The sequence below is a fragment of the Rickettsia endosymbiont of Oedothorax gibbosus genome (assembly GCF_936269705.1).
Taxonomy (GTDB): Bacteria; Pseudomonadota; Alphaproteobacteria; order Rickettsiales; family Rickettsiaceae; genus Tisiphia.
Map to the genome: position 1 here is coordinate 177,890 of NZ_OW370493.1, position 25,179 is coordinate 203,068.

Here is a 25,179-nt window from a genome sequence, read left to right on the forward strand (position 1 = left end):
GATTGTCTGAATTAAAATTTGATGAAAAGCAGCTATTTCTGCTTAGTAGAATCAAGAATGTTGCTAAACAAATTGAAGATAAGTCATTTTTGAAATTCTTTAATAGCAGTTTATTAGCAAAACAAGGTATCTATTTATATGGTAATGTAGGTAATGGCAAGACTGCATTAATGCAACATTTTTTTCAAATATTGCAAATTAAGAAATTAATGATCCATTACCAGAACTTGATGCAATCGGTACATAAAGATATTTATCAGTTACAAGACAAATCAAAGTCTAAAAATAATATTATAAAAAGCATTGCGACAAATTATGCAAAACAAGCAGCAGTAATATGTATCGATGAGTTTGAAATTAAAGATATAGCTGATGCTATGATAATAGGACCGCTACTCCTTGAACTGATAAAATGTAAGGTATTTATCTTCATTACCAGTAATACCAAACCAGAAGATTTGTATAAAGATGGTTTACAAAGAAATTCTTTTCTGCCAATAATTAAAGAGATTATTCAAAGGTTTGAAGTCATGCACTTAGATAGTGAGCATGATTATCGGTTAGATAAAATTATACAGAGGACTGGCAGGCATATAATCTACCCAATTAATGAAAATAATAAATTGGAGATACAAGAACTTATTAGCAAGTTAAATCATAATAACCAACTTGTTCCTAAAGATATTGTTGTTTTCGGACGAGAAATATCTTTTAAAATGGCTAGCGAGAAAATATTAGTAACAGATTTTGAAGAGTTATTTGTAAGAGAATTAGGTTATGTTGATTATGTAGATATTTGTCAAAAATTTTCTATTATAATAGTAGAAAATATTCGTATAATAAGTTCTGATAATACAGATTTAGCTGTTAGATTTATAAATTTTGTTGATAATGCTTATTTTTATAAGGTTGTACTATTTATGACTTTACAAGATGAACCCATAAAAATATATCAGAATGGTTTGCGTAGTAATGAATTTAAGAGAACTATTTCAAGGTTGCATGAAATGAATAGTGATAGCTATGCCAATTAAAGGCGGTAAATTTATTACGTTTGAAGGCGGAGAAGGGTGCGGTAAATCTACCCAGAGTAATATGTTATCCCAGTATTTACTGTCACAAAATATCCCTACAGATTTAACACGTGAAGTGGGTGGAACTATTGCGGCTGAGAAAATGCGTGACATTTTAGTGCATCAAGATTTGTTGCCTATGTCAGAACTGCTGCAAGTTATGGCGGCACGTTATGACCATCTTCATAAAAGGATTATTCCTAAGCTAAATTCTGGGGTTTCAGTTATTTGTGATAGGTTTATAGATTCTACGGCTTGTTATCAAGGGCAAGAGGTAGGTACTGATTTAGTTTACGACCTTCATAAATCTCTAATATCACCTGTGATGCCTGATATTACCTTTTTTATTGATATAGAGCCAAATATTGCTTTAGCAAGGGCATGTGCGAGAGGTAATAATAATAAATTTGAAAGTAAGAATATTGAATTTCATCAAAAAGTCTATGATAAATTTCAATATATATCAGATAAATTTCCAGATAGAATAGTAAAAATAAACGCTGCAGATCTTAGTGCAAACGAAATTCATGATATAATTGTTGTGATGCTCACACGAAAGCTTGAAAAAACTATATAATTTTGTCACGTAACTATTTTGTTAATAGAGAAATATGCTAATTTTCATTGACTTTATTGCCATAGAGCTTTAAAAGTGCTAATGTAGCTTCACCCGACTTCCGCAAGAAAATGTTGAAAGATGGGAAGAGATGATATGGAGGAGCCATAGAGCTGGGAAATGATTTTTTCAGGCGGCTTGTTGTGCCTAGTAAATAATTTGTTGTTGACTTTGGTTTTTGTTATGCTATAAATATATTATTACATCTTAACTCTACAATTACCCAAATGTACATACGTCGTAAAAAAACACCCAACAGTCCAAGGCAATCAATACAAGTGGTTGAAGGATACCGAGATAGCAAAGGTAATGTCAAACAGCGTATTGTCCGGCATTTAGGGGTATTCTTCGATGATGCAGAAGAAGCCAAATTAGTTGCATTAGCAGAGGATTTAATTGTAAAGATTAAAGCTGAACGGGCAGTAGCTTCCGGTCAGGGCAGCTTCTTTGCTGATGATGGCTTAGCTAGCAAAAAAGGTCGCCCAGTCAAAAAGCAACTATCGGATATTATCCCTGTTAACCAAGTTAAATTAGACGAAATAGTTGAGACTGCTAGGCTTGTAGAAGGGGTGCATGAGGTAGGCGGGTATGTTTACGATCAAATGGATTTCAACCAACTATAGTTAATTCAGGGGAATTTGGTGCTAGGAACGATGGAGTGACGCCTATAAGTAATAGGCGAGCGACGACGTCACCAACTTCCCATCAATTGACTATAATGCAACGTAAACGTGATTCTGAGATACTTCGCAATTTGGTATTAGCCCGTATGGTAAAGCCTGATAGCAAGCGTGGTCTAGCGCAATATTTAAGCGAACAATTTGACAAAAACCATGATTTAGACGCCATATATCGCATGATGGATAAGTTGCAGGAGCAGATCCTAAAATTAAAGAATTATGCTTTAAAAATACCTTGGCTCTAATCCCTAACAAGCAAGTAAGTTTAGTATTTTTTGATGTTACAACATTATATTTTGAATCAACAGAAGTCTATGAACTCATAATAGTTGAAATGGGAGAAAATTAATATTTTGTTGTAGAGCTTGATTTGAAGTTGAGACAGGAGAAGTTTTGAGGGTAGGCTCATGGGCTTTTTTAATTGAACTGATTGTTGCTTTATTAATATTAAGATGTTTAGCTATCTCTTGGTAAGAATAATGATGGAGTAATTGGTAAACTAATTCCTTTAGATGGTTTGGTATAGGATCAAACTTATTAGTTTTAGTTTGACGCCAGGCTTTAAATTGCTGAGCTACTTGCTCAATAGTAATTGATGGTATTTGCATAGTATGGAATCCAAATGTATAAAAAATTCATACTAGCAAAAACATTAGATAAAGTTATGCAGTTTTGCTGCAGGTATACAACCATTGAAGAAATAGAGAAGTTATAGCTAACCCATTAATGTTTTCGATAGTTTCTTTGTTTCTATTAGTTAGGAATCTTCCTGTGATAACTATAGTCAATTCAGGAGAATTTGGAGCTAGGAGCGATGAGTGACACGTCCCCAACTTCTCCTGAATTGATTATAGTTATCACAGGAAGACTCTTAGGAGATGTGCTTTAATGTCAATAAAGCACCCTATTTTGTGTTATTCCTACGAAAGCAGCTATTCTCGTTCTATTTGCAAGACATCTTATCGTCTTTATTGTTTATTTCTTATAATTATGTGTAGTTATGACTTTAGAAGAATTTCACCAAAAATATAATTATGTTCAATCAACCAAGATGATGCAACAATATTTAGACATCAAATTTGCTAATCTTGATTGTCTTCTATTGTTTAGGATGGGTGATTTTTATGAAATGTTTTTTGAGGATGCAATTCTTGCCAGTCAAGTTTTAGGTATTGCTTTGACTAAAAGAGGTTCTAATGGTGATTGTGAGATTGCTATGTGTGGTGTCCCTCATCATGCTCTTGAGACCTATTTGAATAAATTAATTGAAGAGAATTACAAAGTTGCTATTTGCGATCAATTAGAGACACCCGAAGAGGCAAAAAAACGTGATGGTTATAAGGCTGTAGTACATAGGGATGTAACGCGTATCATCACCCCAGGTACTATTACTGAAGAATCTTTAATTGATGTTTGCGAGCCTAATTATTTGGCAAGTTTAGTTTTGTTAAAAAACAAAGCGTCAATTTGTTACGTAGATATTTCTACTGTGGAAATTTCAGTTATTGAGATTCCGCAAAATGAGATTATCAACGAACTATCGCGTCTTAAGCCAAAAGAGATTTTACTTAGTGAAAATTTGAGGGGACATCAATTAGCTAGTAATATTAATAACCAATTGCATTTTCGTATCTCATATCAAGTTGATAGTTTTTTTGCTAGTAAGAAATGTCATAAAATTATCTTAGATTTTTATAAAATTAATGATCTAAAAGCTATAGGTGAAGTATCTGAATGTCAAATAAGTAGTATTGGTAGTGTTTTAGAATATTTATCTTTGACCCAAAAGCAAAATATACCTTCTCTACCTTTACCTCGGTTGGTTAATTATCATAATTTTATGATTATTGATTCGGCAACTCGGCGGAATTTGGAAATTACCAGTAATTTATTAGGAAAAACCAAAGGCAGTGTTCTTGCTACTATTGATCATACCGTGACTAAGGCTGGTAGCCGTCTATTATATCACTTTTTATCTACACCACTAATAGATATTGATCAAATAAATTCTCGACAAAATATAACTGAGTTTTTTTATGCAAATATTGCAATAGTAGGAAATATTAAAAAATTACTCAAGAAAACTGGAGATTTAGAACGTTGCTTATCTAGAATTATGATGAATCGTGGTTCAGGACGAGATTTGTTAAATATTAAATATACATTAAATGCTGCACTGGAAATAAAGGGCGAATTTATTGCTCATTACGGGCTAAATTTGCCAGACTATATAGAAAACTTAATTAAACCATTATCTGGCAATGAACAATTATATTCCTTACTAGAGCAGGCAATTAGGGAAGATGCTCCAAATAATATCAATGAAGGCGGTATAATAAATCATCATTATCACCCTAAAGTACAAGAATTATATGACCTAATTAATAATGGCAAATCACATATAGAGAAGCTAAAGAATCTATATCGTCTTGATACTGGCATTGAAACTCTCAAAATATCACATAATAATGTGCTTGGGTTGTTTATTGAAATTACCCTAAGACATAGTGATAAGATGGTAGACACAAAATTTATTCATCGTCAAACAACTTCTAATGCTAGTCGATATACTACTATTGAATTACAAAAATTAGAAAGCGATATGGTTAATAGCAAAAGTTTAGCAATTAGTCTTGAACTGGAATTATATAATAAAATATGCCAGCAAGTTATTGATAATGCCATGTTTCTTCGATTGCTTAGCTGTTCTTTGAGTCAACTTGATGTATTCTGTAATTTTGCTTATATTGCCGATGAATATAATTATGTTAGACCAGTTTTAACGAACGATTTAACTTTTGAAATTATCAAGGGACGTCATCCAGTTGTTGAGCAAAGCTTGTTATGTGATAAAAAAAGTTTTATTGACAATAATTGTACTTTATCAGAATCTAATAGAATTTGGTTAATTACTGGACCTAATATGGCTGGTAAAAGTACTTTTTTGCGGCAGAATGCTCTAATAGCCATATTAGCACAAATTGGTAGTTTTGTACCAGCGACAAGTGCCAAGATAGGAGTGGTAGACAAGATATTCAGTAGAATAGGGGCAGGGGACGATTTGCAGGCAGGACAGTCGACTTTTATGGTGGAAATGCTAGAGACATCAGCTATTTTAGCACAATCTACTAAAAATTCCTTAGTGATACTAGATGAGGTTGGGCGTGGAACTTCGACATATGATGGTGTATCAATTGCTTGGTCAGTACTTGAATATATTCATGATAATCTCAAATGCCGATGTTTATTTGCTACGCATTATCATGAATTAACCAGTATGAGTAATTTTTTGCCAAGCCTAAAAAATTATACAGTTGCTATTGAGGAATTAGGAAAAGAAATATTATTTTTGCATAATATTATAGAAGGGGCGGCTGATAAATCTTATGGAATTCATGTAGCCTACTTAGCGGGGCTACCAAAATCTGTTATAATTAGGGCGAATGACATTTTAGCAAAATTAGAAAAAAGTGCAACGTACAAAAATAAGCATATATTAAATACCGAATCAAACAATTTAAGTCTATTTAATTTGCCAGTAGAAAGCAAAAAAGAAATGAAATTCAATAAGTTAGAAAAAGAAATTAATAAAATCGATCCTGATCAACTCTCTCCTAAGCAAGCTTTAGAGTTAGTCTATAAGTTAAAAGGATTGATTGTTGAGTAAATGCCTATGATTCGTTTTTTGGATTGCATCAATGCCACTAAAGTGGCTCCTCGCAATAACGCATAAGCGTTAGTTTAAGAAAACATTGAAAAACCGTCATTGCGAGGAGACCGTAAGGTCAACGAAGCAATCCAGAAAAGGGATTAGAAATGGATTGCCACGACCACTACATGGTCTCGCAATGACGACTAATTCACTTTAAGATTATAAAATAATTTTTTATAAAAATAACGATTGCCTTATTAATTATATCATGTATAATATACCCCATAAAATAAAAATCCGTTCAATACGGCATATAAATTGTAAATGTATGTCATTAGAACAATTAACTTTAATTAACCTCAGTTTGATGTAAGAGGAAGGTTGAGATTGTTTAATTTTCCAAAAGCTACAGAAATTTTATTAGGCTTAAAAACATAGGCAAGCAGTCCAGCTAATACGTTAGTTTGAAAATTCATAACAGATCTATGCCTTGTATGGTCTATATGACAAAGGTTTTTTAGTTGATCGTTAATGGTTTCAATAATATACCTTTTATTTAAAAACCGCTTTTTAATAGGATCTATTATTCTTTCTTTCATATTACTTTTAATTTTTGTTATTAGTTCTAAACCTTGATTAGCAAGGGATTGAGTGAGTTTTTTACTATAGTACCCTACAATTTTGAGAAGATGAAGAAGAATGGTTGATTTAGAGTGGTGTGAAGTAGTATAAGGTAGGTATTTTTATAACAAAATGCATAATATAATACTTCAAGAATTGATTTTATATATAGACGGAAATAAATCAAGATTAAAATGTTTGGTTGGTATGGTAATTAGTTTGCTGACGGGCAGCTCAATTTATCAAAAAGGTTTAGCACTTGGTATTTTAGGTGATGCTAAAGCGACGTCAAAAACTCATAGAATTTATCGTTTTTTAAAAGATTTTAATTTTGATTATATGAAGGTTGGCTATTTGCTATTAAGCTTTTTTGCTTCAAAAAATTATGTCGTAGCAATGGATAGGACAAGTTGGAAATTTGGTAAATCCGATATTAATATTTTATTTTTAGTAATGGTAATTGGTAAAATATCGGTGCCAATATTCTGGAAGACTTTGTCGCATGGTGGCGGGTGTTCTGCAGAATTTATGAAGGAATTTTTACAGAAATTTATTAATAATTTTGGCGTTGAAAGAATAAAATATTTGCTTGCTGATAGAGAATTTATGAATAAAGAATGGTTAGACTTTCTGATAAATAACCATCTAAAGTTTGTTATTCCATTAAAAATGGATCATAAAATTCGTCTTACAAAAGGTTTAAGAACTTTAACCATTGAAAGAATATTTAGTGATGTTAAAGCCTTAGAGTATAGGGCTTGTAGTGGTATATTATGGAATAGAAAGGTTAATTTTACCGCATATAGAAATGATAAGAGCGAGCTGATGGTTCTGGTGTCTTCAATTGAAATAGAGCAAGATATTTTTGCTTTATATAAATTTCGTTGGAGTGTTGAACGACTATTTTTGCACCTAAAAAGCGGTGGTTTTGATATTGAAAAAAGTCACATTGTAAAATTGGATAGATTTGAAAAATTATTAGTGATAACTGCTATTGCTTCAGCTTTAATAGTCAAAAATGGAATAATACAAAATGCCTTAAATCCCATCCGAATAAAACGGTACAAAACCATTGAAAGACAATTGTTTTCATTATTTACCTATGGCTTTGATCATATCAAAAATGCTTTTTATCAATCTACAACAGCCATAACGCAGCTAATATCCACATTATTAATACCTCCCAAACAAAAACTTTTTTCTATCCTAATACCATCTTTACAAAAATTGTAGGGTACTATGGTTTTCGTCAATCGTGGCCTGAAGTAGAGATTATTTTTCGTGGTGATGGTGGATTTTGTCGTCATCAGATGCTGGATTGGTGTGATGAAAATAATGTAAAATATATAGTCGGAATAGCCCAAAATACTAGACTCAACAAGCTGCTTGAGCCATTGATGCAACAATCTAACGAAGCCTTCACAATTAGCAAAGAGAAGCAACGCTTTTTTAGTGAATTTAAATATAAAGCTGATAGCTGGAGTCGTCATCGTAAGATAGTTGGTAAATCAGAAGTAACTAGCCTTGGTGAGAATCCAAGATATATAGTAACTAATTTAGCAGGTAAGCCAGAAGATTTATATGATAAAAATTACTGTGCACGTGGAGATATGGAAAATCGTATAAAAGAGCAACAGTTAGAGCTATTTGCCGATCGCACTTCATGCCATAAATGGTGGGCTAATCAACTCAGACTAATTTTGTCAAGCCTTGCCTATACATTAGTAGAATAACCTGAGTTTGACGTAAGCACCAAACAAAATGCTAAGCATTATGTAATAACATAAACAAACTGTTGGTGGTGAGCTATGGTAAAAATAAAACCTTCTTTCAAACTAGTGTGTTAGGAGAAAGAATATTTGAAAAGTAAGAAGGGAGGGATTATAAAGTTCTCGAATAATAACAACAAAATTGGAGAATATATTATGATCCCTCTTACGGAGATTTTCTGCTTAATTGATGATTTTTGCAAGCATTTTGATACGGAGCAAAATAAATATATATTACCAAATCCTAACCGTAAGCGTAAAGTAGTTTGCAGTATAGGACTCTCAGAGATTATTACTATTATAGTAATGTTTCACTTGAGTCACTACCGTACCTTTAAAGATTTTTATTTATGCTGCCTATGTCAAAGTTATAGAAAGGAATTTCCAAAACTTGTGAGCTATAGTCGTTTTGTTCAGTTAATGCCAATGAGCTTCATGCCCATGGTATTACTGCTAAAAAGCCTATCAGGAAAACAAACTGGTCAATATTATATCGACTCTACTAAACTTCCTGCTTGCCATAATTTAAGAATTAATAGACATAAAGTATTCAAAGACATAGCAAAAAGAGGTAAGACTTCCACTGGGTGGTTCTTTGGTTGTAAGCTACATATTGTCATTAACAGTTGCGGAGAGATTATGAGTTTTTCTTTAACTCCAGGAAATGTTGATGATAGAGCAGTGGTAGAAAATTTAGTAGATAAATTACAAGGCTGGCTTTTTGGTGATCGTGGGTATATCAGTAAAAAACTCACTCAATCCCTTGCTAATCAAGCTTTAGAACTAATAACAAAAATTAAAAGTAATATGAAAGAAAGAATAATAGATCCTATTAAAAAGCGGTTTTTAAATAAAAGGTATATTATTGAAACCATTAACGATCAACTAAAAAACCTTTGTCATATAGACCATACAAGCCATAGATCTGTTATGAATTTTCAAACTAACGTATTAGCTGGACTGCTTGCCTATGTTTTTAAGCCTAATAAAATTTCTGTAGCTTTTGGAAAATTAAACAATCTCAACCTTCCTCTTACATCAAACTGAGGTTAAATTAGTTACTATATATCTTACGTCAATTCGGGATAAGGATATTGTGAACATGTAGATTAAAATCAAATTTTGTTGAAGGTTTATTTTTCTTTAATGAGTAAGCAACAAGAGTAGATAATATATGGACAAAGGCATTTATTGGTGATCTATGTCTAGTATGTTCAAGGTTCATTTTATTTTTTAGATAATCAAAAACTGTTTCAATTAAGTTACGCTTTCGAAGTAAGATTTTTTCTTTCAAATCCATTAATTTATTTTCCATATTCTTCTTAATTCCATGAATCATTTTTAAGCCTCTTTCATATAAATTTAAGAACAAATTTTGCTTAATATAACCTTTATCAGCTGCTATAATTCCAGTTAATCTTTTTGTTAACTCCGGTACTGGAACCCTATCATCTACATTGCCTTTGGTCACTTTTAATGCCATAAACTCCCCTTTATTATTGATTATTACATGTAATTTAAAACCATAAAAATACCCCATAGAGGATTTACTATGTTTGGCTAATCCTTTAAAAACTTTATTGCTATAACGCCTTTTATTGTGACAAGCTTTAATCGTTGTAGAGTCAATAAAATAAATACCTGTTTCCTCACCAAACAACAAATGAATCAACATATTTAGCGGTATGAATAATCGTGCCATTAATTCAACAAATCTATTATAACTCAAGGCTTTGGGAAAATCATCCTTATGCATGCACTCTATATAACTTTTATAGAAAAATTTAAAATTCTTAGCATAGGATGTATGAAACATAATTATTATTGTTAACATTTCACTTAGACTCATGCTACAACAGCGATTTCTTTGCTTATTTGATGGTAATAACTTTCTCTGTTCATACTCCAAATAAATTTTACAAAAATCATCTATAAAACTATATAATTCTGTGATATCTTTTTTCATGCCTGTAGTTTGTTTTTTTGTTTAAAAATATAAATACTGCAGGCACTCCTTTTTGACAATCCTTTTATCTATTACTATTTCATCTATATCTTATCCCGAACTGACGTATCTTGGATTCTCACCAAGGCTAGTTACTTCTGATTTACCAACTATCTTACGATGACGACTCCAGCTATCAGCTTTATATTTAAATTCACTAAAAAAGCGTTGCTTCTCTTTGCTAATTGTGAAGGCTTCGTTAGATTGTTGCATCAATGGCTCAAGCAGCTTGTTGAGTCTAGTATTTTGGGCTATTCCGACTATATATTTTACATTATTTTCATCACACCAATCCAGCATCTGATGACGACAAAATCCACCATCACCACGAAAAATAATCTCTACTTCAGGCCACGATTGACGAAAACGCTTGACTAATAGAGATAATATTGCCCAGCTATGCTTTGCTTGTTCTAGCTTTGAGCTGCGAAGATTGCTTACTAACAGCTTTTTTCCACAAAAAACATATAAAGGTAGAAAGCAATTATGACGATAATATCCATGATAAAACTTCCCCTCTTGATTGCCATAAATTTCATCATCAGTGGCATCAAAATCAAGTATTAATTGTTTCGGCACGGTTTTACGAGATTCGACAAACTTGTCAATCATCACCTTATGAGCTTTAAGAGCAAATCCACGATCTGCTTTATTTTCTAAACGGCATAAAGTAGAGCTACTAGCCATATCGTCCAGTGTGTCTATACTTGTTTGCAAAGCTGGACATTTTCTTAAATTATCGTGATCATTTAAATCTTCATAACCAAGAGCAATACCATAAATACACTGTTTGAGCATTGTTAAAATAGTATGAGTAATTTTATCAGAATCTCGCTTATCAGGAAAAATCTTAGCCAGTTCATTAGTTAGACCAAGTCTTTTATCTGCTTCTCTTAGCAATAATACACCTCCATCGCTACTAATATTACCTCCTGTGAAATTTATTTCTATTTGACGATTTTTTACTTTCGATTGGTAAATTAATCCTGTACAATTTGTCATGGCAAAACCCTCTATGTAATCTTCTTTTAACACTGATATTATATAGTATTACAAGGGTTTTGTCTCTATTCTTTCATGCAATATTCAGGTTAGCATTTTGTTTGGTGCTTACGTCAAACTCAGGTTAATTTAAGTGAAAATTAACATATCCATGACCACTTATAAGCGATATTGCCATTTTATTTTTATAAATACCACCTTCATGCAATATCCAGGTTAGGCTTGTGCCAGTCGATATAGAATTTTACTATGAATTGCTTTTCTGGAGTGGGGGCATTTATTGCAATTTATTTACACACAAATTATGATATTAGTAATGATAGTATTATTCAATACTTGGGTAAATAAAGAATTAAGATTTAACAAATTGTATCTGATATTATTATATTTAAATTTTTTGATAAGTATTTCAGCTATTTGGGGCATAGTACCCTACAATTTTTGTAAAGATGGTATTAGGATAGAAAAAAGTTTTTGTTTGGGAGGTATTAATAATGTGGATATTAGCTGCGTTATGGCTGTTGTAGATTGATAAAAAGCATTTTTGATATGATCAAAGCCATAGGTAAATAATGAAAACAATTGTCTTTCAATGGTTTTGTACCGTTTTATTCGGATGGGATTTAAGGCATTTTGTATTATTCCATTTTTGACTATTAAAGCTGAAGCAATAGCAGTTATCACTAATAATTTTTCAAATCTATCCAATTTTACAATGTGACTTTTTTCAATATCAAAACCACCGCTTTTTAGGTGCAAAAATAGTCGTTCAACACTCCAACGAAATTTATATAAAGCAAAAATATCTTGCTCTATTTCAATTGAAGACACCAGAACCATCAGCTCGCTCTTATCATTTCTATATGCGGTAAAATTAACCTTTCTATTCCATAATATACCACTACAAGCCCTATACTCTAAGGCTTTAACATCACTAAATATTCTTTCAATGGTTAAAGTTCTTAAACCTTTTGTAAGACGAATTTTATGATCCATTTTTAATGGAATAACAAACTTTAGATGGTTATTTATCAGAAAGTCTAACCATTCTTTATTCATAAATTCTCTATCAGCAAGCAAATATTTTATTGTCCCAAAATTTGGTTAAAACCTCCGGCTTCAGCCGGAAAAGACTTCAGTCCTTGTTCTAAAATATTTCAATTTACTAATGTTATCATATATATTATTCTCTGAATAGAGAATAATATATATGACTGATTATAGTAAGTCTAGCCACACCGTATTTTACCACCGCTTCCATATCGTTTGGATTACTAAGTATCGATACAAAGTACTCACAGGTAACCTCAGGATTAGAATTAGAGAAATTATTGCTCAGGTAGCAGAATATCTTGGTATCAAAATCATCAATGGAATATTATCTGCCGATCATGTCCATATTATGGCTGAAATTCCACCTCATATATCCATTAGTCAGTTTGTTAAAGCAGCTAAAGGACGTTCATCATATAAAATTCAGCAAGAATTTCCTGAAATTAGAAAAACTTACTGGGGACGCCACTTTTGGGCTAGGGGCTTCTTTAGCTCAACCAGTGGTAATGTCACTGATGATATAATCAATAACTACATTAACAATCATTCAGATGCACATCAGCCTAATAATGTAATGAATATCTCTTTAGAGTAAATCCGTGACTTCTAGTCGCAACTTCAACCTACCAGCTTCAGCTGGTTAGTTATTGAGTCTTTCAACGCCAAAATTATTAATAAATTTCTGTAAAAATTCCTTCATAAATTCTGCAGAACACCCGCCACCATGCGACAAAGTCTTCCAGAATATTGGCACCGATATTTTACCAATTACCATTACTAAAAATAAAATATTAATATCGGATTTACCAAATTTCCAACTTGTCCTATCCATTGCTACGACATAATTTTTTGAAGCAAAAAAGCTTAATAGCAAATAGCCAACCTTCATATAATCAAAATTAAAATCTTTTAAAAAACGATAAATTCTATGAGTTTTTGACGTCGCTTTAGCATCACCTAAAATACCAAGTGCTAAACCTTTTTGATAAATTGAGCTGCCCGTCAGCAAACTAATTACCATACCAACCAAACATTTTAATCTTGATTTATTTCCGTCTATATATAAAATCAATTCTTGAAGTATTATATTATGCATTTTGTTATAAAAATACCTACCTTATACTACTTCACACCACTCTAAATCAACCATTCTTCTTCATCTTCTCAAAATTGTAGGGTACTATATATTTGGGGACACTTATCATATGATATTATAGATGCTGAATTCAAAGAATATTATACTAAACAAATGAAATATGGTGGTGGGATAGCCCCAGTTCTGTCTTTGATACTAATATTTTATGAGCTAGTTAGCCATAATCATAAACTAGTGGTAAATTCTCTTATGAGAAATTCTCCTATAAAAGCAAGCATCATTTGTTCTAGCATATTATTTTTGTCTGGAGGGTTTATTGGTGTGTTAATTACCAGTATGAACGTTACTGTTCCTGCCCACTATCATGGTTCGATTGTTGGAATAAGTGTGGCATTTATGGGATTTAGCTTTCTTTTATGTGACAATGCATGTAATAATGAACAAAAGAAAAATTCATATTCCTCTGCAGCAATTATTACTTTAACTATCGGACAAATGTTACATATTATAACTCTTCTTTTGGCTGGTGGTTATGGGGTGATGCGAAAAACACCAGGGGTAGAAATGGCTATTAGCAGTAAGTTACTGATGGGGGCAATGGGTGGTGGAGAACTAATTGCTATTGTTGGTGGCTTGATGTTTGTTGTTATTTGTGGTAAAAAGATGGTATTGAAATAATTAGTATAATAAAAATAATGACCTTGAAAAAACCTACTATAGAAGAAGCCCAAGAGGCAGTTAGAACTTTATTGCGATTTATTGGCGAGGATCCAAATAGAGAAGGGTTAGCGAAAACTCCTGATAGAGTAATAAAAACTTACCAAGAGATGTTTTGTGGGTACAATAAAAATGTAGAAGAAATATTATCTACTAAATTTTATGAAACTGGTAACTTTCAGGACTTCATTCTATTAAAAGACATAAAGTTTAATTCTTTTTGCGAACACCATTTATTACCAATAAATGGTACGGTTGATATAGCTTATATACCAGATAATTGTATAATAGGTATCAGTAAATTTGCCAGAATAGTTGATGTTTTTGCAAAAAGATTACAGATTCAAGAAAAAATGACAGTACAAATTGCTGAAACATTACAGAAATATATTAAGCCTATGGGTGTTGCGGTCAGGATTTCTGCATTACATAGTTGTATGACTCTTAGAGGTGTTATGCAAAATGATAGTATTATGAATACTATGCATTATACTGGTATATATTTAGAGCAGCAGAAATATCGTCATGAATTTCTAAATATTATTGCCAAAAAATAATCAAAGGTAATAGACCTCTTGCATAACCTAATCTAATTGGTAATTTTGTTGTCAAAACTCGTCTCCGTTCCTCACGTACATCTTAGTACGCTGCGGTACTCGACTTCGTTTTTCCTAAAAATTCCTCAATTATCTTTAGGTTATGCAAGAGGTCTAATGTAACCCAGTGGGCAAGTTATTTAAACAAAAAAGATGTCATTCCAGCTCCGGTGCAGAATCTCTAAATCCTCGCCTACGCTGGGAGAACAACTGTTATCATTGAGGTAAAGCAGTCATGTTACTATCAAAATATTTTTTACCCGTGCTAAAGGAAGAGCCAGTAGAGGCTCAAGTAGTTTCTCACAGATTGATGCTTAGAAGTGGTATGATAAGACAACAATCTGCTGGAATTTATAGCTGGTTGCCTATGGGATTAAAAGCCCTGAAAAATGTTGAGAATATTGTTCGACTTAATATGAATAAAGTAGGTGCCATTGAAATATTAATGCCTTGTATTCAACCAGCATCTTTATGGATGGAATCTAGAAGATTTGAGAATTACGGTAAGGAAATGCTAAAATTCCAAGATCGCCACGATAATACTTTATTATTTGGACCTACTAATGAAGATATGGTTACCGATATTTTTAGAAATAATATTAAGTCCTATAAAGATTTGCCAAAAAACTTATATCATATTCAATGGAAATTTAGGGATGAAATTAGACCTCGCTTTGGGGTGATGCGTGGTAGAGAGTTCTTAATGAAAGATGCATATTCTTTTGATATAGATCAAATAAGTGCGATAAAAACTTATAATCAGATGTATCTAGCATATATGCAAACTTTTCGTGATATAGGGCTCCGTGTAATCCCAGTGCTTGCTGATAATGGTCAGATTGGTGGGGATTTAAGCCATGAGTTCCATATTCTTGCCACTAATGGTGAGAGTACTATTTTTTATGACAAAAAATTTCTATCTTTAATAGATCAGGAAAATTTAGATATTGAAAAATTACAATCCTTATATGCGGTAGCAGAAGAAAAACATGTTCATGATAAATGTTTGTTAACAGAAGAGAATCTTGCTAATAGTAAGGCTATAGAGGTTGGGCATATTTTTTATCTTGGTACAAAATATTCTAAAGCAATGAAGGCTCTAGTAAATGCTAGTGATGGGAGTCTTGTGCCAGTGGAAATGAGTTCCTATGGTATAGGTATTTCAAGACTTTTAGCCGCCATAATTGAATCAAGTCATGATGATAAAGGGATTATATGGTCTCCAAATATTGCTCCTTTTATGGTATCAATATTAAATTTGAATATACTTGATAGTAAATGCAATGAACTATCACAAAATCTATATGATCAGCTTGTAGCGAATAAAATAGAGGTGTTATACGATGATACAAATGAGAGAGCTGGTAAAAAATTTGCCACTCATGATCTTATAGGTTCACCGTACCAAATAATTATTGGTTCCAAAAACTCTGAGAAAGATGTGGTCGAATTAAAAGATCGTAGAACAGGAATAATAGAAGAGTTAACAATAGAAAATGTTGTTACCTACTTCTCTAAAATTCTTTCTTATATTTAAGTTATGACTCTAGACAAGCCAAAACATGACGAAATCTTTCGCAAATCTATGGAGAATCCCATAGTTGCTAAAGAGTTTTTGGCAACTCATTTGCCGAAGGATGTGTTGGCTTTAATCGATAGCACAACTGTAAAATTAGAAAAAGATAGTTTTATTGAGTTAGACCTTTCTGAAACTATTTCAGATGTATTATTTTCTGTTAAGTTTAATGATCAGGATGGCTATATTTTTTTGCTATTGGAACATCAAAGTACTGTTGATAAAATGATGGCATTTAGGTTATTTAAATATATGATTAATATTTGTGATCTATATTTAACTACTAACCCTAAAGCTAAAAGCCTTCCATTAATTTATCCCCTAATAATTTATAATGGCAAGAAGAAATATAACGCATCGCTCAATATATGGAATTTATTTAGCCATCCAGATTTAGCCAGAGTCTTTTGGACAAATGATTGTCAGCTTATTAACGTACATGATATCCCCGATGAAGAACTTAAGGAAAAAGTATGGTCTGGGATTTTGTTATTTTTCCTCAAGCACATCCACGAACGTCAATTACTGAAGAGATGGCAAGAAATCTCTCATCTCTTGCCTAAATTGAGTAAAATAACAATAGGCTATGACCATATAAGAAATCTATTACAGTATACTTTGACCTTTATTGAGCAAAGTGATAAAATAGAGTTAGAAAAAATATTAAAAAATAGTTTAACTAAAGAGAAAGGAGAGGGAATTATGCCTAGTATAGCTCAAGTATGGAAAGAAGAAGGGATAGAGATAGGGCTACAGGATGGTATTAAAATCGGAGAGGCTAGAGGTGAAGCCAAAGGTAGAGCCGAGGGTAGAGCCGAGGGGGAAGCTAAATTAATAAAAATGATGATAAACAATGGTAGCTCCATTGAAGAAGTAGTAAGAATTACTGGACTATCTATTACTAAAATCAATGAATTACTGAAAGTATAGTAAATAATGAATTATTAGATTAGCTATATAAGCAAATTTTATTATGACTTCAGATAAGCCAAAACATGACGAAATCTTTCGCAAATCTATGGAGAATCCAATAGTTGCTAAAGAGTTTTTGGCAACTCATTTGCCGAAGGATGTGTTGGCTTTAATCGATAGCACAACTGTAAAATTAGAAAAAGATAGTTTTATTGAGTTAGACCTTTCTGAAACTATTTCAGATGTATTATTTTCTGTTAAGTTTAATGATCAGGATGGCTATATTTTTTTGCTATTGGAACATCAAAGTACTGTTGATAAAATGATGGCATTTAGGTTATTTAAATATATGATTAATATTTGTGATCTATATTTAACTACTAACCCTAAAGCTAAAAGCCTTCCATTAATTTATCCCCTAATAATTTATAATGGCAAGAAGAAATATAACGCATCGCTCAATATATGGAATTTATTTAGCCATCCAGATTTAGCCAGAGTCTTTTGGACAAATGATTGTCAGCTTATTAACGTACATGATATCCCCGATGAAGAACTTAAGGAAAAAGTATGGTCTGGGATTTTGTTATTTTTCCTCAAGCACATCCACGAACGTCAATTACTGAAGAGATGGCAAGAAATCTCTCATCTCTTGCCTAAATTGAGTAAAATAACAATAGGCTATGACCATATAAGAAATCTATTACAGTATACTTTGACCTTTATTGAGCAAAGTGATAAAATAGAGTTAGAAAAAATATTAAAAAATAGTTTAACTAAAGAGAAAGGAGAGGGAATTATGCCTAGTATAGCTCAAGTATGGAAAGAAGAAGGGATAGAGATAGGGCTACAGGATGGTATTAAAATCGGAGAGGCTAGAGGTGAAGCCAAAGGTAGAGCCGAGGGTAGAGCCGAGGGGGAAGCTAAATTAATAAAAATGATGATAAACAATGGTAGCTCCATTGAAGAAGTAGTAAGAATTACTGGACTATCTATTACTAAAATCAATGAATTACTGAAAGTATAGTAAATAATGAATTATTAGATTAGCTATATAAGCAAATTTTATTATGACTTCAGATAAGCCAAAACATGACGAAATCTTTCGCAAATCTATGGAGAATCCAATAGTTGCTAAAGAGTTTTTGGCAACTCATTTGCCGAAGGATGTGTTGGCTTTAATCGATAGCACAACTGTAAAATTAGAAAAAGATAGTTTTATTGAGTTAGACCTTTCTGAAACTATTTCAGATGTATTATTTTCTGTTAAGTTTAATGATCAGGATGGCTATATTTTTTTGCTATTGGAACATCAAAGTACTGTTGATAAAATGATGGCATTTAGGTTATTTAAATATATGATTAATATTTGTGATCTATATTTAACTACTAACCCTAAAGCTAAAAGCCTTCCATTAATTTATCCCCTAATAATTTATAATGGCAAGAAGAAATATAACGCATCGCTCAATATATGGAATTTATTTAGCCATCCAGATTTAGCCAGAGTCTTTTGGACAAATGATTGTCAGCTTATTAACGTACATGATATCCCCGATGAAGAACTTAAGGAAAAAGTATGGTCTGGGATTTTGTTATTTTTCCTCAAGCACATCCACGAACGTCAATTACTGAAGAGATGGCAAGAAATCTCTCATCTCTTGCCTAAATTGAGTAAAATAACAATAGGCTATGACCATATAAGAAATCTATTACAGTATACTTTGATCTTTATTGAGCAAAATGATAAAATAGAGTTAGAAAAAATATTAAAAAATAGTTTAACTAAAGAAAAAGGAGAAGAACTTATGCCTAGTATAGCTCAAGTATGGAAAGAAGAAAGGATTCAAATCGGACTACAAGATGGTATCAAAATTGGAGAGGCTAGAGGAGAAGCAAGAGGAGAAGCAAGAGGAGAAGCTAAATTAATAAAAATGATGATAAAAAGTGGTAACTCTATTGAGGAAGTAGCAAGAACGACTAGATTATCTGTTACAAAAATCAATGAATTACTGAAAGTACAGTAAATTGGTGCTTGTTAGCAAGGCGTTACTTTAATAATAACGCCTATGTATAGCATAATACCTTAAAATTTTTGTTATTCTCATAATAATAAAAAAAATTATAGGGTATGAAAAAAATAAGCAATATTGCAAAAATAATGCAAACAACTATTAGTGGGTCAAAAAAATCTGTTATATTTATAGATATATACTCAAATGATTTGGAAAATTGGATTTGAAAATAATGGGCTAGGAGGCAGCCTCCTAGCCTACGGCAGCGTATGTGAGTATGCGAGTCCCTGATATTTTCAAAAAAACAATCCTTCAAAGCAGGAGAGTGTAGATGTATTAAGGTAGAATAATTATTAATATAGGAATAACATGGGTTATAGTTTAAAAGTACTGGATCATTACGAAAATCCGCGTAACGTTGGATCATTGGACAAAAATGATGCATATGTTGGGACAGGTCTTGTGGGAGCCCCTGCCTGTGGTGATGTAATGAAGCTACAAATTAAAGTTAGTGCAGAGGGAATTATTACAGATGCAAAATTTAAAACATTTGGTTGTGGTTCTGCTATTGCTTCAAGTTCTTTAGTAACGGAATGGGTTAAGGGTAAATCTCTTGACGAGGCTGGTAGTATAAAAAATACAGAGATAGCCAAGGAATTATCTTTGCCACCAGTAAAACTCCATTGTTCTTTATTGGCAGAAGATGCCATAAAAGCGGCAATACTTGATTATAAAACTAAAAACTCATAGTAATTATTATGAAAAATGTTATGTCATTGACTGAGGCAGCAGCTCAACAAATAAAGAGATTGATAGACAGGCGTGATAAACCATCTTTTGGTATTAGGATTGGTGTGAAATCTGGTGGTTGTTCCGGTCTATCTTATTATGTAGAATATGCTGATATCAAAAATAAGTTTGATGAGGTGATAGAAGATAAAGGTGTACGAATATTAATTGACCCAAAAGCTCTAATGTATCTTCTAGCAAGTGAAATGGATTATGTAGAAGGTAAGTTTAAGTCTGGCTTTACTTTTAACAATCCAAACGAAAAAGGTAGTTGTGGATGTGGGAAATCGTTTAATGTTTAATATGCAATTACTAGATTTTGTTAATAAAAAAAACTATATAGATGGAAATTGGCTAGATTGCCAAGAGCAGTTATCAGTTTATAATCCTGCCAATGATAAAGTGGTTGGGTCGATACCAAATTTGCCTAATGATTTAATTATTAGTGCTATTGACAGTTCTGTTAGAGCTTTTAAGATTTGGTCACAGACTTCTTTTGAACAAAGAATAACTATATTAAGAAAATGGCATTCTTTAATATTAGAGAATATTGATCAACTAGCCTATATAATTACCTTAGAACAGGGGAAATTATTAGAAGATGCAAAGCGTGAGATATTATATGGGGCATCTTTTATTGATTGGTTTGCTAGTCACATTCATAATATTCAAGGTAAAATAAAGCCTGGAAAATCAATAAATCGGCTCTGTACAAATAAGTGTGTAAATTTTTCAAAGGTTATATAAAAATATAATATAACAAAAGGAGAAATTATAATGCGTCACAAACAAAATGAAGCAATGAATCAAGCAATAGATTTATTAATAAATAATGATACAGATATATCAACTTTATTTAAAGAGGATGGTTTATTAAAACAATTAACCAAAAGGCTTGTAGAGAAGGCATTGCAGTCAGAGATGAATAATCACTTAGGATATGATAAATATTGTCATACTGATAGCAATAATGCAGCGATTCCAAATATGTCATAGAAGGAAGGTAAGTAAAAGGATATGGAATAAGTTTTTCGTAGAGGAATAGTTAAAAAAGTAGTCAAAGTTGGATAAATTATCTAAGATAATATCAATATAATATTGGTATCAAGTTATGCATTCAAAGAAACATTTAAGTTTTAGTGCAATCAGAAGTATGATTGCAGATAGATTTGCTGGTATAGAAGATAGAAGGGGTGTAAATAGTAGTAATAGTATAGCAGATATTATGTTATCTGGTTTGGCGTGTATGTATTTTCAATCAGTATCTTTGCTAGAATTTCAAAGGCGTATGGAAAGGAAGGAACAACGTAATAATCTGCGTAGCATGTTTACAGTACAATCGCTTCCTAGCGATCAGGGGATGAGGAACGTAATAGACCAAGTAGATAGTGACGTAACGTTTAGACCTATTTTCAAAGAATTATTTAGTAAATTACAACGAGGGAAGCATCTAGAACAATATCAAATATTTCCTGGTAAATACTTATTAAATGTTGATGGTACACAATATTACAGCTCTGATAAAGTGAGTTGTAAACGTTGCCTAATTAGAGGGCATAAAAATAACCAATATCATTGTCATCAAGTATTACAAGGGGCTATTGTAAAATTTGGGTTACGACAAGTAATACCAGTAATGCCTGAGGAAATTCGTGTACAAGATGGTGATGAGAAAGAGGATTGTGAGACGAATGCTTTCAAGAGATTTTTGACAAGATTTAGAAAGGATCATGATAAATTAGGGATAATAATCAATGCTGATGCCTTATATGCAACAACTCCAGTGATAGAAACAATTCGTGATCATAAAGCTAATTATATTTTTAAAGTAAAACCCAATAATCATAAGACATTAATGGATAATGTTCAATCTGTAGATAAATCAAAGATAGAGACATTGAGCCTTAGAAGGAACAAATTGATAATTGAATGGGTTAATGATGTTGAATTATTTACTAGCACTAAGGTAAGAACAAATTATATAGCGGCATGGGAGCTAGTGCCGCAGAAAGATGGTAGTAACAAAAGTCAGTATTATGGTAAATGGATTACTGATCTAGAAATCACCTCAGATAATGCTAAAACAATAATAGACGGAGCAAGAGCACGTTGGAAAATAGAGAACGAATGCTTTAATAGCTTAAAGAATCATGGTTATAATATAGAACATAATTACGGTCATGGTTCTGAGAATCTATGTTATAATTTCTACAATTTTACTTTGTTAGCATTTACTATTCATCAAATACACCAATTAGTTGATAAATTATTTCAAGAAATGAGGGAGCAATTTGGTAGATTAGGATCGTTATGGGAACGAATAAGAAGTTTAGTAGACCTTTTTTTCTTTGAATCAATGGAAATGTTATGGGAGATATTAGCTGGCAAACGAGATTACAGAGTCCCGCCAATATAGATTCGACCTATCAAAAGCTTTTTCTAGAGCAATAGACTTATTTATTGCTAACCGTTGGTTTTTACCAAATTGATTACAATAACGTGAATTATGATAAGTTTGTATAAAAATATTTATAGAATTCAAGAAAATACATACAAATCTTTAACAGAAAAATAGATTATTCGTCTTAAAGTTGAGTGGATCGCAATGCTAAAATTTCCCTATGTATCCATAATGTCATATTTGGAATTGCTGCATAATTGTACTATAGTACTCGGGAATACACTGCTTATAGCTTCTGGAAAGCCCTTTAAACCCCACACAAGCAACATAAATTTGTTCAATTCCTCGATTCTTTAACTCAGTAACTACTTGCATCCAAAATTTAGCACCTTCATTTTTGCCTATCCAAATGCCAAGTAACTCCTTTTTCCCTTCTATATTTACAGCAAGTGCTAAATATACTGCTTTATTTATTACTATGTGATTGTCTCTAGATTTTACATAGATACAGTCCAAGTATAATATTGGATACACCCTATCTAAACAACGATTTTGCCACCTAGTTACTTCTTCTATTACCCCATCTGTTATGGTGGATATCAAGTCACCAGATACATCAGTTTGATATATTTCTTCTAAATGCCCTCGGATCTCGCTGACTGTCATACCGCGACCATAAAGGGATATCACTTTCTCATCAAATCCATTAAATCTCCTCAGCCCTTTTGGTATTAATTGAGGATTATACTCTCCTTCCCGATCTCTTGGTACTTCTACTGTCAGCTTACGACCATCCCCATCAATTACTGTCTTCTCATAGCTACCATTACGACGATTATTATCTACTTTTGCCATCTTGCTATGTTTTGAATATCCTAATTCATGATCCAACTCACTTGCTAATATTTTCTCAACTATTTGCTTCTTTAGCTGTTGAAATAAACCATCTCGACCAAATAACTCCGATGGATCTGCTTTTGATAATAATTCTTCTACTAGCTGATTACTGATGTTTAATGTATCTTTATCTGTATCTAATTTTTTAGCCATAATTCCTCCTTGCTTGCTTAAGTTACTTTTTTTACAGTAATCTCTTACTGCTTTCTTTGCAACTTACACAAACTATAGGACAGACTCTTTTTGTGAATTATATCTCTATTTATCTAAATTTTTGTCTAGACAAAGGGGACCACCTTAATCGCCCTCGCATTATAAGCAGCTTTACAACAGCTATTTCCTCCTGAGCTTCTACTTACTATCTCGATCCTGGCAAATTGTATCGCCATAATTCTTTACTGTTCATTATCTCAATCTTGCATTACATTACCATGCTAATTTTAAATCATCGAGTAGAATCTAGATCAAATGAACCAGCAAAAAAAAAGCAATAAACTTTAGTTTATATATTGCGTAGTGCGACACGATGGCACTAAAATAAAGTCTGCAAGTATATTGCGGCTAGGTTGCATTTAGACCTAATTACTATTATTGCGGTGCAAGGTTGGTAACGATCTTGTGCTAAGCGCAATAAGAAGCCTAACTAAATTACTAATCTGGATGGGAAATAGGGGCAAGGTAAAGTTAAAATTGGTTAAACGAAAGTGAATCTTTGTTTGGAAAATATCGTAAATATAAAAGTAGATACTCCAGATAACATCTATTATAGGGATAAAGTTGAAAAGCTTAACTGTAAGAAGGCATACGCGACCTTCTTTAAAAATGCCAGTTCCCCGGTATAAAGAAGATAACCAACTTAACGCATCTTTAATTAGTGAAACGTGGTAAGCCTATTACTTGACAACTTGTAGTAGGTAAGAGAGGTCTTAAAAAGCTAATGACACTAAGCTGAAAGGCTACAGGAATAAATAACTGGGTGTATAGGCACTATGTGCTAATCAGAAATGATGCTGACTTGAGACTGGTGATTTACCCTAAGTAAGTAAACAAGATTATGAATTATATTGGAAAAGTTAGATGCAAAACGCAAATGTAACAATTAAGACCGATAATAATAACTTTGAGAAAATTTATTGGCATGCAATAAATTGGCAAGAAGTCAGAACGCCCTCGCAAAGCGAGGGGCTTGACGGTTATGAGCAGCCCAAAGGGCTGCCATTGTTAATTAAAATTCTCCTGATTCGTCAGAGCCTAAACTATCAAGTTGCTCTTGATTCTTAATGTAGTGTTTGATCTGATTCTCTTCAAATCCTACAGTTGAGACCGCATAACCTCTAGCCCACAACTTTTCTCCATTAAAATTACGTTTTCGTCCACCAAACTGCCTAGCAACGGCTATAGCACTTTTCCCCTTGATATAGCCTATTACTTCAGCTACAGAATATTTAGGAGGAATCTTGATGAGCATATGCACATGATCTTGTACCATATGCCCCTCTATGATCTTGCTCCCACGTTGAAAAGCTAACTCATGGAATACGTTCCCAAGATATTTTCTAACCTTCCCGTACAATTCTTTTTTACGACACTTTGGAATAAACACAATATGATATTTGCAATCCCATTTAGAATGATTTAAACTTTCGTATGTTGTCATATATTTTCTCCTTTGACCGTCAAGCCAAAGAAGTTATATATGATAACTTTTT

Annotated in this window: 25 protein-coding genes and 4 pseudogenes; 20 read left to right on the plus strand and 9 right to left on the minus strand. The window is 32.4% G+C overall.

The window, feature by feature from the left end:
* The first annotated feature begins 2 nt into the window (after positions 1 to 2).
* From zapE to NBW66_RS00960, 4 genes and pseudogenes are all read left to right on the plus strand, one after another.
* The gene (gene zapE, locus NBW66_RS00945; RefSeq protein WP_250311473.1) at positions 3 to 1,034 is read left to right on the plus strand and encodes a cell division protein ZapE; all 1,032 of its coding nucleotides are present in this window, start codon (positions 3 to 5) and stop codon (positions 1,032 to 1,034) included.
* Complete coding sequence (gene tmk / locus NBW66_RS00950; RefSeq protein WP_250311474.1) at positions 1,024 to 1,650, plus strand: dTMP kinase; 627 nt, start codon at positions 1,024 to 1,026, stop codon at positions 1,648 to 1,650. Before zapE ends, tmk begins: the two co-directional genes overlap by 11 nt.
* 266 nt (positions 1,651 to 1,916) lie before the next feature.
* Positions 1,917 to 2,309, plus strand: a pseudogene (locus tag NBW66_RS00955) (IS1634 family transposase); the annotation flags it as partial.
* Between the two features lie 149 nt (positions 2,310 to 2,458).
* A complete protein-coding gene (locus tag NBW66_RS00960) occupies positions 2,459 to 2,614 on the plus strand; it encodes a hypothetical protein (RefSeq protein WP_250311476.1) in 156 nt (51 codons plus the stop codon).
* Between the two features lie 75 nt (positions 2,615 to 2,689).
* Here NBW66_RS00960 and NBW66_RS00965 read toward each other — a convergent pair whose 3' ends face one another.
* Complete coding sequence (locus tag NBW66_RS00965) at positions 2,690 to 2,977, minus strand: hypothetical protein (protein WP_250311477.1); 288 nt, start codon at positions 2,975 to 2,977, stop codon at positions 2,690 to 2,692.
* A gap of 392 nt (positions 2,978 to 3,369) precedes the next feature.
* Between NBW66_RS00965 and mutS the strand changes: the two genes are divergently transcribed.
* Positions 3,370 to 6,036 carry a DNA mismatch repair protein MutS gene (mutS, locus tag NBW66_RS00970; protein WP_250311478.1) on the plus strand — a complete coding sequence of 889 codons (2,667 nt, stop codon included), beginning with the start codon at positions 3,370 to 3,372 and terminating at the stop codon, positions 6,034 to 6,036.
* Positions 6,037 to 6,380: 344 nt separating this feature from the next.
* Here the strand turns inward: mutS and NBW66_RS00975 are convergent.
* Positions 6,381 to 6,695 (minus strand): annotated as a pseudogene (locus tag NBW66_RS00975) (transposase); the annotation flags it as partial.
* A gap of 79 nt (positions 6,696 to 6,774) precedes the next feature.
* Between NBW66_RS00975 and NBW66_RS00980 the strand changes: the two are divergent.
* The 3 genes from NBW66_RS00980 to NBW66_RS00990 all read left to right on the plus strand — a co-directional run bounded on the left by NBW66_RS00980 (position 6,775) and on the right by NBW66_RS00990 (position 9,458).
* Complete coding sequence (locus tag NBW66_RS00980; RefSeq protein WP_250310546.1) at positions 6,775 to 7,875, plus strand: transposase; 1,101 nt, start codon at positions 6,775 to 6,777, stop codon at positions 7,873 to 7,875.
* The gene (locus tag NBW66_RS00985) at positions 7,869 to 8,375 is read left to right on the plus strand and encodes a transposase (protein ID WP_284346779.1); all 507 of its coding nucleotides are present in this window, start codon (positions 7,869 to 7,871) and stop codon (positions 8,373 to 8,375) included. The genes NBW66_RS00980 and NBW66_RS00985 overlap by 7 nt, the downstream gene beginning before the upstream one ends.
* 192 nt (positions 8,376 to 8,567) lie before the next feature.
* Positions 8,568 to 9,458: an IS982 family transposase gene (locus NBW66_RS00990; RefSeq protein WP_250311479.1), complete on the plus strand. Its 891-nt coding sequence runs from the start codon at positions 8,568 to 8,570 to the stop codon at positions 9,456 to 9,458.
* Positions 9,459 to 9,486: 28 nt separating this feature from the next.
* On the opposite strand, the gene NBW66_RS00995 is transcribed toward NBW66_RS00990, so the two are convergent.
* The 3 genes from NBW66_RS00995 to NBW66_RS01005 form a co-directional block, all read right to left on the minus strand.
* The gene (locus NBW66_RS00995; RefSeq protein WP_250310582.1) at positions 9,487 to 10,377 is read right to left on the minus strand and encodes an IS982 family transposase; all 891 of its coding nucleotides are present in this window, start codon (positions 10,375 to 10,377) and stop codon (positions 9,487 to 9,489) included.
* A 90-nt stretch (positions 10,378 to 10,467) separates the two neighbouring features.
* Entirely contained in the window at positions 10,468 to 11,451 is a 984-nt protein-coding gene (locus NBW66_RS01000; protein WP_250311480.1) for an IS1380 family transposase, read from the minus strand.
* Positions 11,452 to 11,850: 399 nt separating this feature from the next.
* Entirely contained in the window at positions 11,851 to 12,498 is a 648-nt protein-coding gene (locus tag NBW66_RS01005; protein WP_284346684.1) for a transposase, read from the minus strand.
* A gap of 130 nt (positions 12,499 to 12,628) precedes the next feature.
* On the opposite strand from NBW66_RS01005, the gene tnpA (NBW66_RS01010) reads away from it, so the two are divergent.
* Complete coding sequence (tnpA, locus tag NBW66_RS01010; RefSeq protein WP_250310592.1) at positions 12,629 to 13,066, plus strand: IS200/IS605 family transposase; 438 nt, start codon at positions 12,629 to 12,631, stop codon at positions 13,064 to 13,066.
* Between the two features lie 45 nt (positions 13,067 to 13,111).
* Here the strand turns inward: tnpA (NBW66_RS01010) and NBW66_RS01015 are convergent, their stop codons facing one another.
* Positions 13,112 to 13,567, minus strand: coding sequence for a hypothetical protein (locus NBW66_RS01015; RefSeq protein WP_250311016.1), 456 nt, complete (start codon positions 13,565 to 13,567; stop codon positions 13,112 to 13,114).
* A 153-nt stretch (positions 13,568 to 13,720) separates the two neighbouring features.
* Here NBW66_RS01015 and NBW66_RS01020 point away from each other — a divergent pair, with 153 nt between their 5' ends.
* From NBW66_RS01020 to NBW66_RS01070, 11 genes and pseudogenes are all read left to right on the plus strand, one after another.
* Positions 13,721 to 14,245 (plus strand): heme-copper oxidase family protein, encoded by a 525-nt coding sequence (locus NBW66_RS01020; RefSeq protein ID WP_250311481.1) that lies wholly within the window; start codon positions 13,721 to 13,723, stop codon positions 14,243 to 14,245.
* Positions 14,246 to 14,262: 17 nt separating this feature from the next.
* Entirely contained in the window at positions 14,263 to 14,841 is a 579-nt protein-coding gene (gene folE, locus NBW66_RS01025) for a GTP cyclohydrolase I FolE (protein ID WP_192866950.1), read from the plus strand.
* 274 nt (positions 14,842 to 15,115) lie between these two features.
* Complete coding sequence (gene proS, locus NBW66_RS01030; RefSeq protein ID WP_250311482.1) at positions 15,116 to 16,417, plus strand: proline--tRNA ligase; 1,302 nt, start codon at positions 15,116 to 15,118, stop codon at positions 16,415 to 16,417.
* Positions 16,418 to 16,420: 3 nt separating this feature from the next.
* Complete coding sequence (locus NBW66_RS01035; RefSeq protein ID WP_250311483.1) at positions 16,421 to 17,386, plus strand: Rpn family recombination-promoting nuclease/putative transposase; 966 nt, start codon at positions 16,421 to 16,423, stop codon at positions 17,384 to 17,386.
* Positions 17,387 to 17,429: 43 nt separating this feature from the next.
* Complete coding sequence (locus NBW66_RS01040; RefSeq protein ID WP_250311484.1) at positions 17,430 to 18,395, plus strand: Rpn family recombination-promoting nuclease/putative transposase; 966 nt, start codon at positions 17,430 to 17,432, stop codon at positions 18,393 to 18,395.
* Between the two features lie 43 nt (positions 18,396 to 18,438).
* On the plus strand, positions 18,439 to 19,395 hold the full coding sequence (locus NBW66_RS01045; protein WP_250311485.1) for an Rpn family recombination-promoting nuclease/putative transposase: 957 nt from the start codon (positions 18,439 to 18,441) through the stop codon (positions 19,393 to 19,395).
* 357 nt (positions 19,396 to 19,752) lie between these two features.
* The gene (gene iscU / locus NBW66_RS01050) at positions 19,753 to 20,133 is read left to right on the plus strand and encodes a Fe-S cluster assembly scaffold IscU (protein ID WP_094649773.1); all 381 of its coding nucleotides are present in this window, start codon (positions 19,753 to 19,755) and stop codon (positions 20,131 to 20,133) included.
* Between the two features lie 8 nt (positions 20,134 to 20,141).
* Positions 20,142 to 20,474, plus strand: coding sequence for a HesB/IscA family protein (locus tag NBW66_RS01055; RefSeq protein ID WP_250311486.1), 333 nt, complete (start codon positions 20,142 to 20,144; stop codon positions 20,472 to 20,474).
* The gene (locus NBW66_RS01060; protein WP_250311487.1) at positions 20,467 to 20,919 is read left to right on the plus strand and encodes an aldehyde dehydrogenase family protein; all 453 of its coding nucleotides are present in this window, start codon (positions 20,467 to 20,469) and stop codon (positions 20,917 to 20,919) included. Before NBW66_RS01055 ends, NBW66_RS01060 begins: the two co-directional genes overlap by 8 nt.
* 54 nt (positions 20,920 to 20,973) lie before the next feature.
* Positions 20,974 to 21,144 (plus strand): annotated as a pseudogene (locus tag NBW66_RS01065) (transposase); the annotation flags it as partial.
* 139 nt (positions 21,145 to 21,283) lie between these two features.
* Positions 21,284 to 22,588, plus strand: a complete 1,305-nt coding sequence (locus NBW66_RS01070; protein ID WP_250311217.1) for a transposase — start codon at positions 21,284 to 21,286, stop codon at positions 22,586 to 22,588.
* A 219-nt stretch (positions 22,589 to 22,807) separates the two neighbouring features.
* Here the strand turns inward: NBW66_RS01070 and NBW66_RS01075 are convergent, their stop codons facing one another.
* The 3 genes and pseudogenes from NBW66_RS01075 to tnpA (NBW66_RS01080) all read right to left on the minus strand — a co-directional run bounded on the left by NBW66_RS01075 (position 22,808) and on the right by tnpA (NBW66_RS01080) (position 25,127).
* Positions 22,808 to 23,623, minus strand: a complete 816-nt coding sequence (locus tag NBW66_RS01075) for an IS256 family transposase (RefSeq protein WP_250311488.1) — start codon at positions 23,621 to 23,623, stop codon at positions 22,808 to 22,810.
* A 146-nt stretch (positions 23,624 to 23,769) separates the two neighbouring features.
* Positions 23,770 to 23,859 (minus strand): annotated as a pseudogene (locus tag NBW66_RS14830) (conjugal transfer protein TraA); the annotation flags it as partial.
* 836 nt (positions 23,860 to 24,695) lie between these two features.
* Entirely contained in the window at positions 24,696 to 25,127 is a 432-nt protein-coding gene (gene tnpA, locus NBW66_RS01080) for an IS200/IS605 family transposase (protein ID WP_250310729.1), read from the minus strand.
* Positions 25,128 to 25,179: the final 52 nt, after the last annotated feature.

Coding starts and splice junctions, on each gene's coding strand:
- tmk (WP_250311474.1), top strand. CDS start 1,024: ATGCCAATTAAAGGCGGTAAATTTATTACGTTTGAAGGCGGAGAAGGG.
- NBW66_RS00960 (WP_250311476.1), top strand. CDS start 2,459: ATGGTAAAGCCTGATAGCAAGCGTGGTCTAGCGCAATATTTAAGCGAA.
- NBW66_RS00965 (WP_250311477.1), bottom strand. CDS start 2,977: ATGCAAATACCATCAATTACTATTGAGCAAGTAGCTCAGCAATTTAAA.
- mutS (WP_250311478.1), top strand. CDS start 3,370: ATGACTTTAGAAGAATTTCACCAAAAATATAATTATGTTCAATCAACC.
- NBW66_RS00980 (WP_250310546.1), top strand. CDS start 6,775: ATGCATAATATAATACTTCAAGAATTGATTTTATATATAGACGGAAAT.
- NBW66_RS00990 (WP_250311479.1), top strand. CDS start 8,568: ATGATCCCTCTTACGGAGATTTTCTGCTTAATTGATGATTTTTGCAAG.
- NBW66_RS00995 (WP_250310582.1), bottom strand. CDS start 10,377: ATGAAAAAAGATATCACAGAATTATATAGTTTTATAGATGATTTTTGT.
- tnpA (WP_250310592.1), top strand. CDS start 12,629: ATGACTGATTATAGTAAGTCTAGCCACACCGTATTTTACCACCGCTTC.
- NBW66_RS01015 (WP_250311016.1), bottom strand. CDS start 13,567: ATGCATAATATAATACTTCAAGAATTGATTTTATATATAGACGGAAAT.
- NBW66_RS01020 (WP_250311481.1), top strand. CDS start 13,721: ATGAAATATGGTGGTGGGATAGCCCCAGTTCTGTCTTTGATACTAATA.
- folE (WP_192866950.1), top strand. CDS start 14,263: ATGACCTTGAAAAAACCTACTATAGAAGAAGCCCAAGAGGCAGTTAGA.
- proS (WP_250311482.1), top strand. CDS start 15,116: ATGTTACTATCAAAATATTTTTTACCCGTGCTAAAGGAAGAGCCAGTA.
- NBW66_RS01035 (WP_250311483.1), top strand. CDS start 16,421: ATGACTCTAGACAAGCCAAAACATGACGAAATCTTTCGCAAATCTATG.
- NBW66_RS01040 (WP_250311484.1), top strand. CDS start 17,430: ATGACTTCAGATAAGCCAAAACATGACGAAATCTTTCGCAAATCTATG.
- NBW66_RS01045 (WP_250311485.1), top strand. CDS start 18,439: ATGACTTCAGATAAGCCAAAACATGACGAAATCTTTCGCAAATCTATG.
- iscU (WP_094649773.1), top strand. CDS start 19,753: ATGGGTTATAGTTTAAAAGTACTGGATCATTACGAAAATCCGCGTAAC.
- NBW66_RS01055 (WP_250311486.1), top strand. CDS start 20,142: ATGAAAAATGTTATGTCATTGACTGAGGCAGCAGCTCAACAAATAAAG.
- NBW66_RS01060 (WP_250311487.1), top strand. CDS start 20,467: ATGTTTAATATGCAATTACTAGATTTTGTTAATAAAAAAAACTATATA.
- NBW66_RS01070 (WP_250311217.1), top strand. CDS start 21,284: ATGCATTCAAAGAAACATTTAAGTTTTAGTGCAATCAGAAGTATGATT.
- NBW66_RS01075 (WP_250311488.1), bottom strand. CDS start 23,623: ATGGCTAAAAAATTAGATACAGATAAAGATACATTAAACATCAGTAAT.
- tnpA (WP_250310729.1), bottom strand. CDS start 25,127: ATGACAACATACGAAAGTTTAAATCATTCTAAATGGGATTGCAAATAT.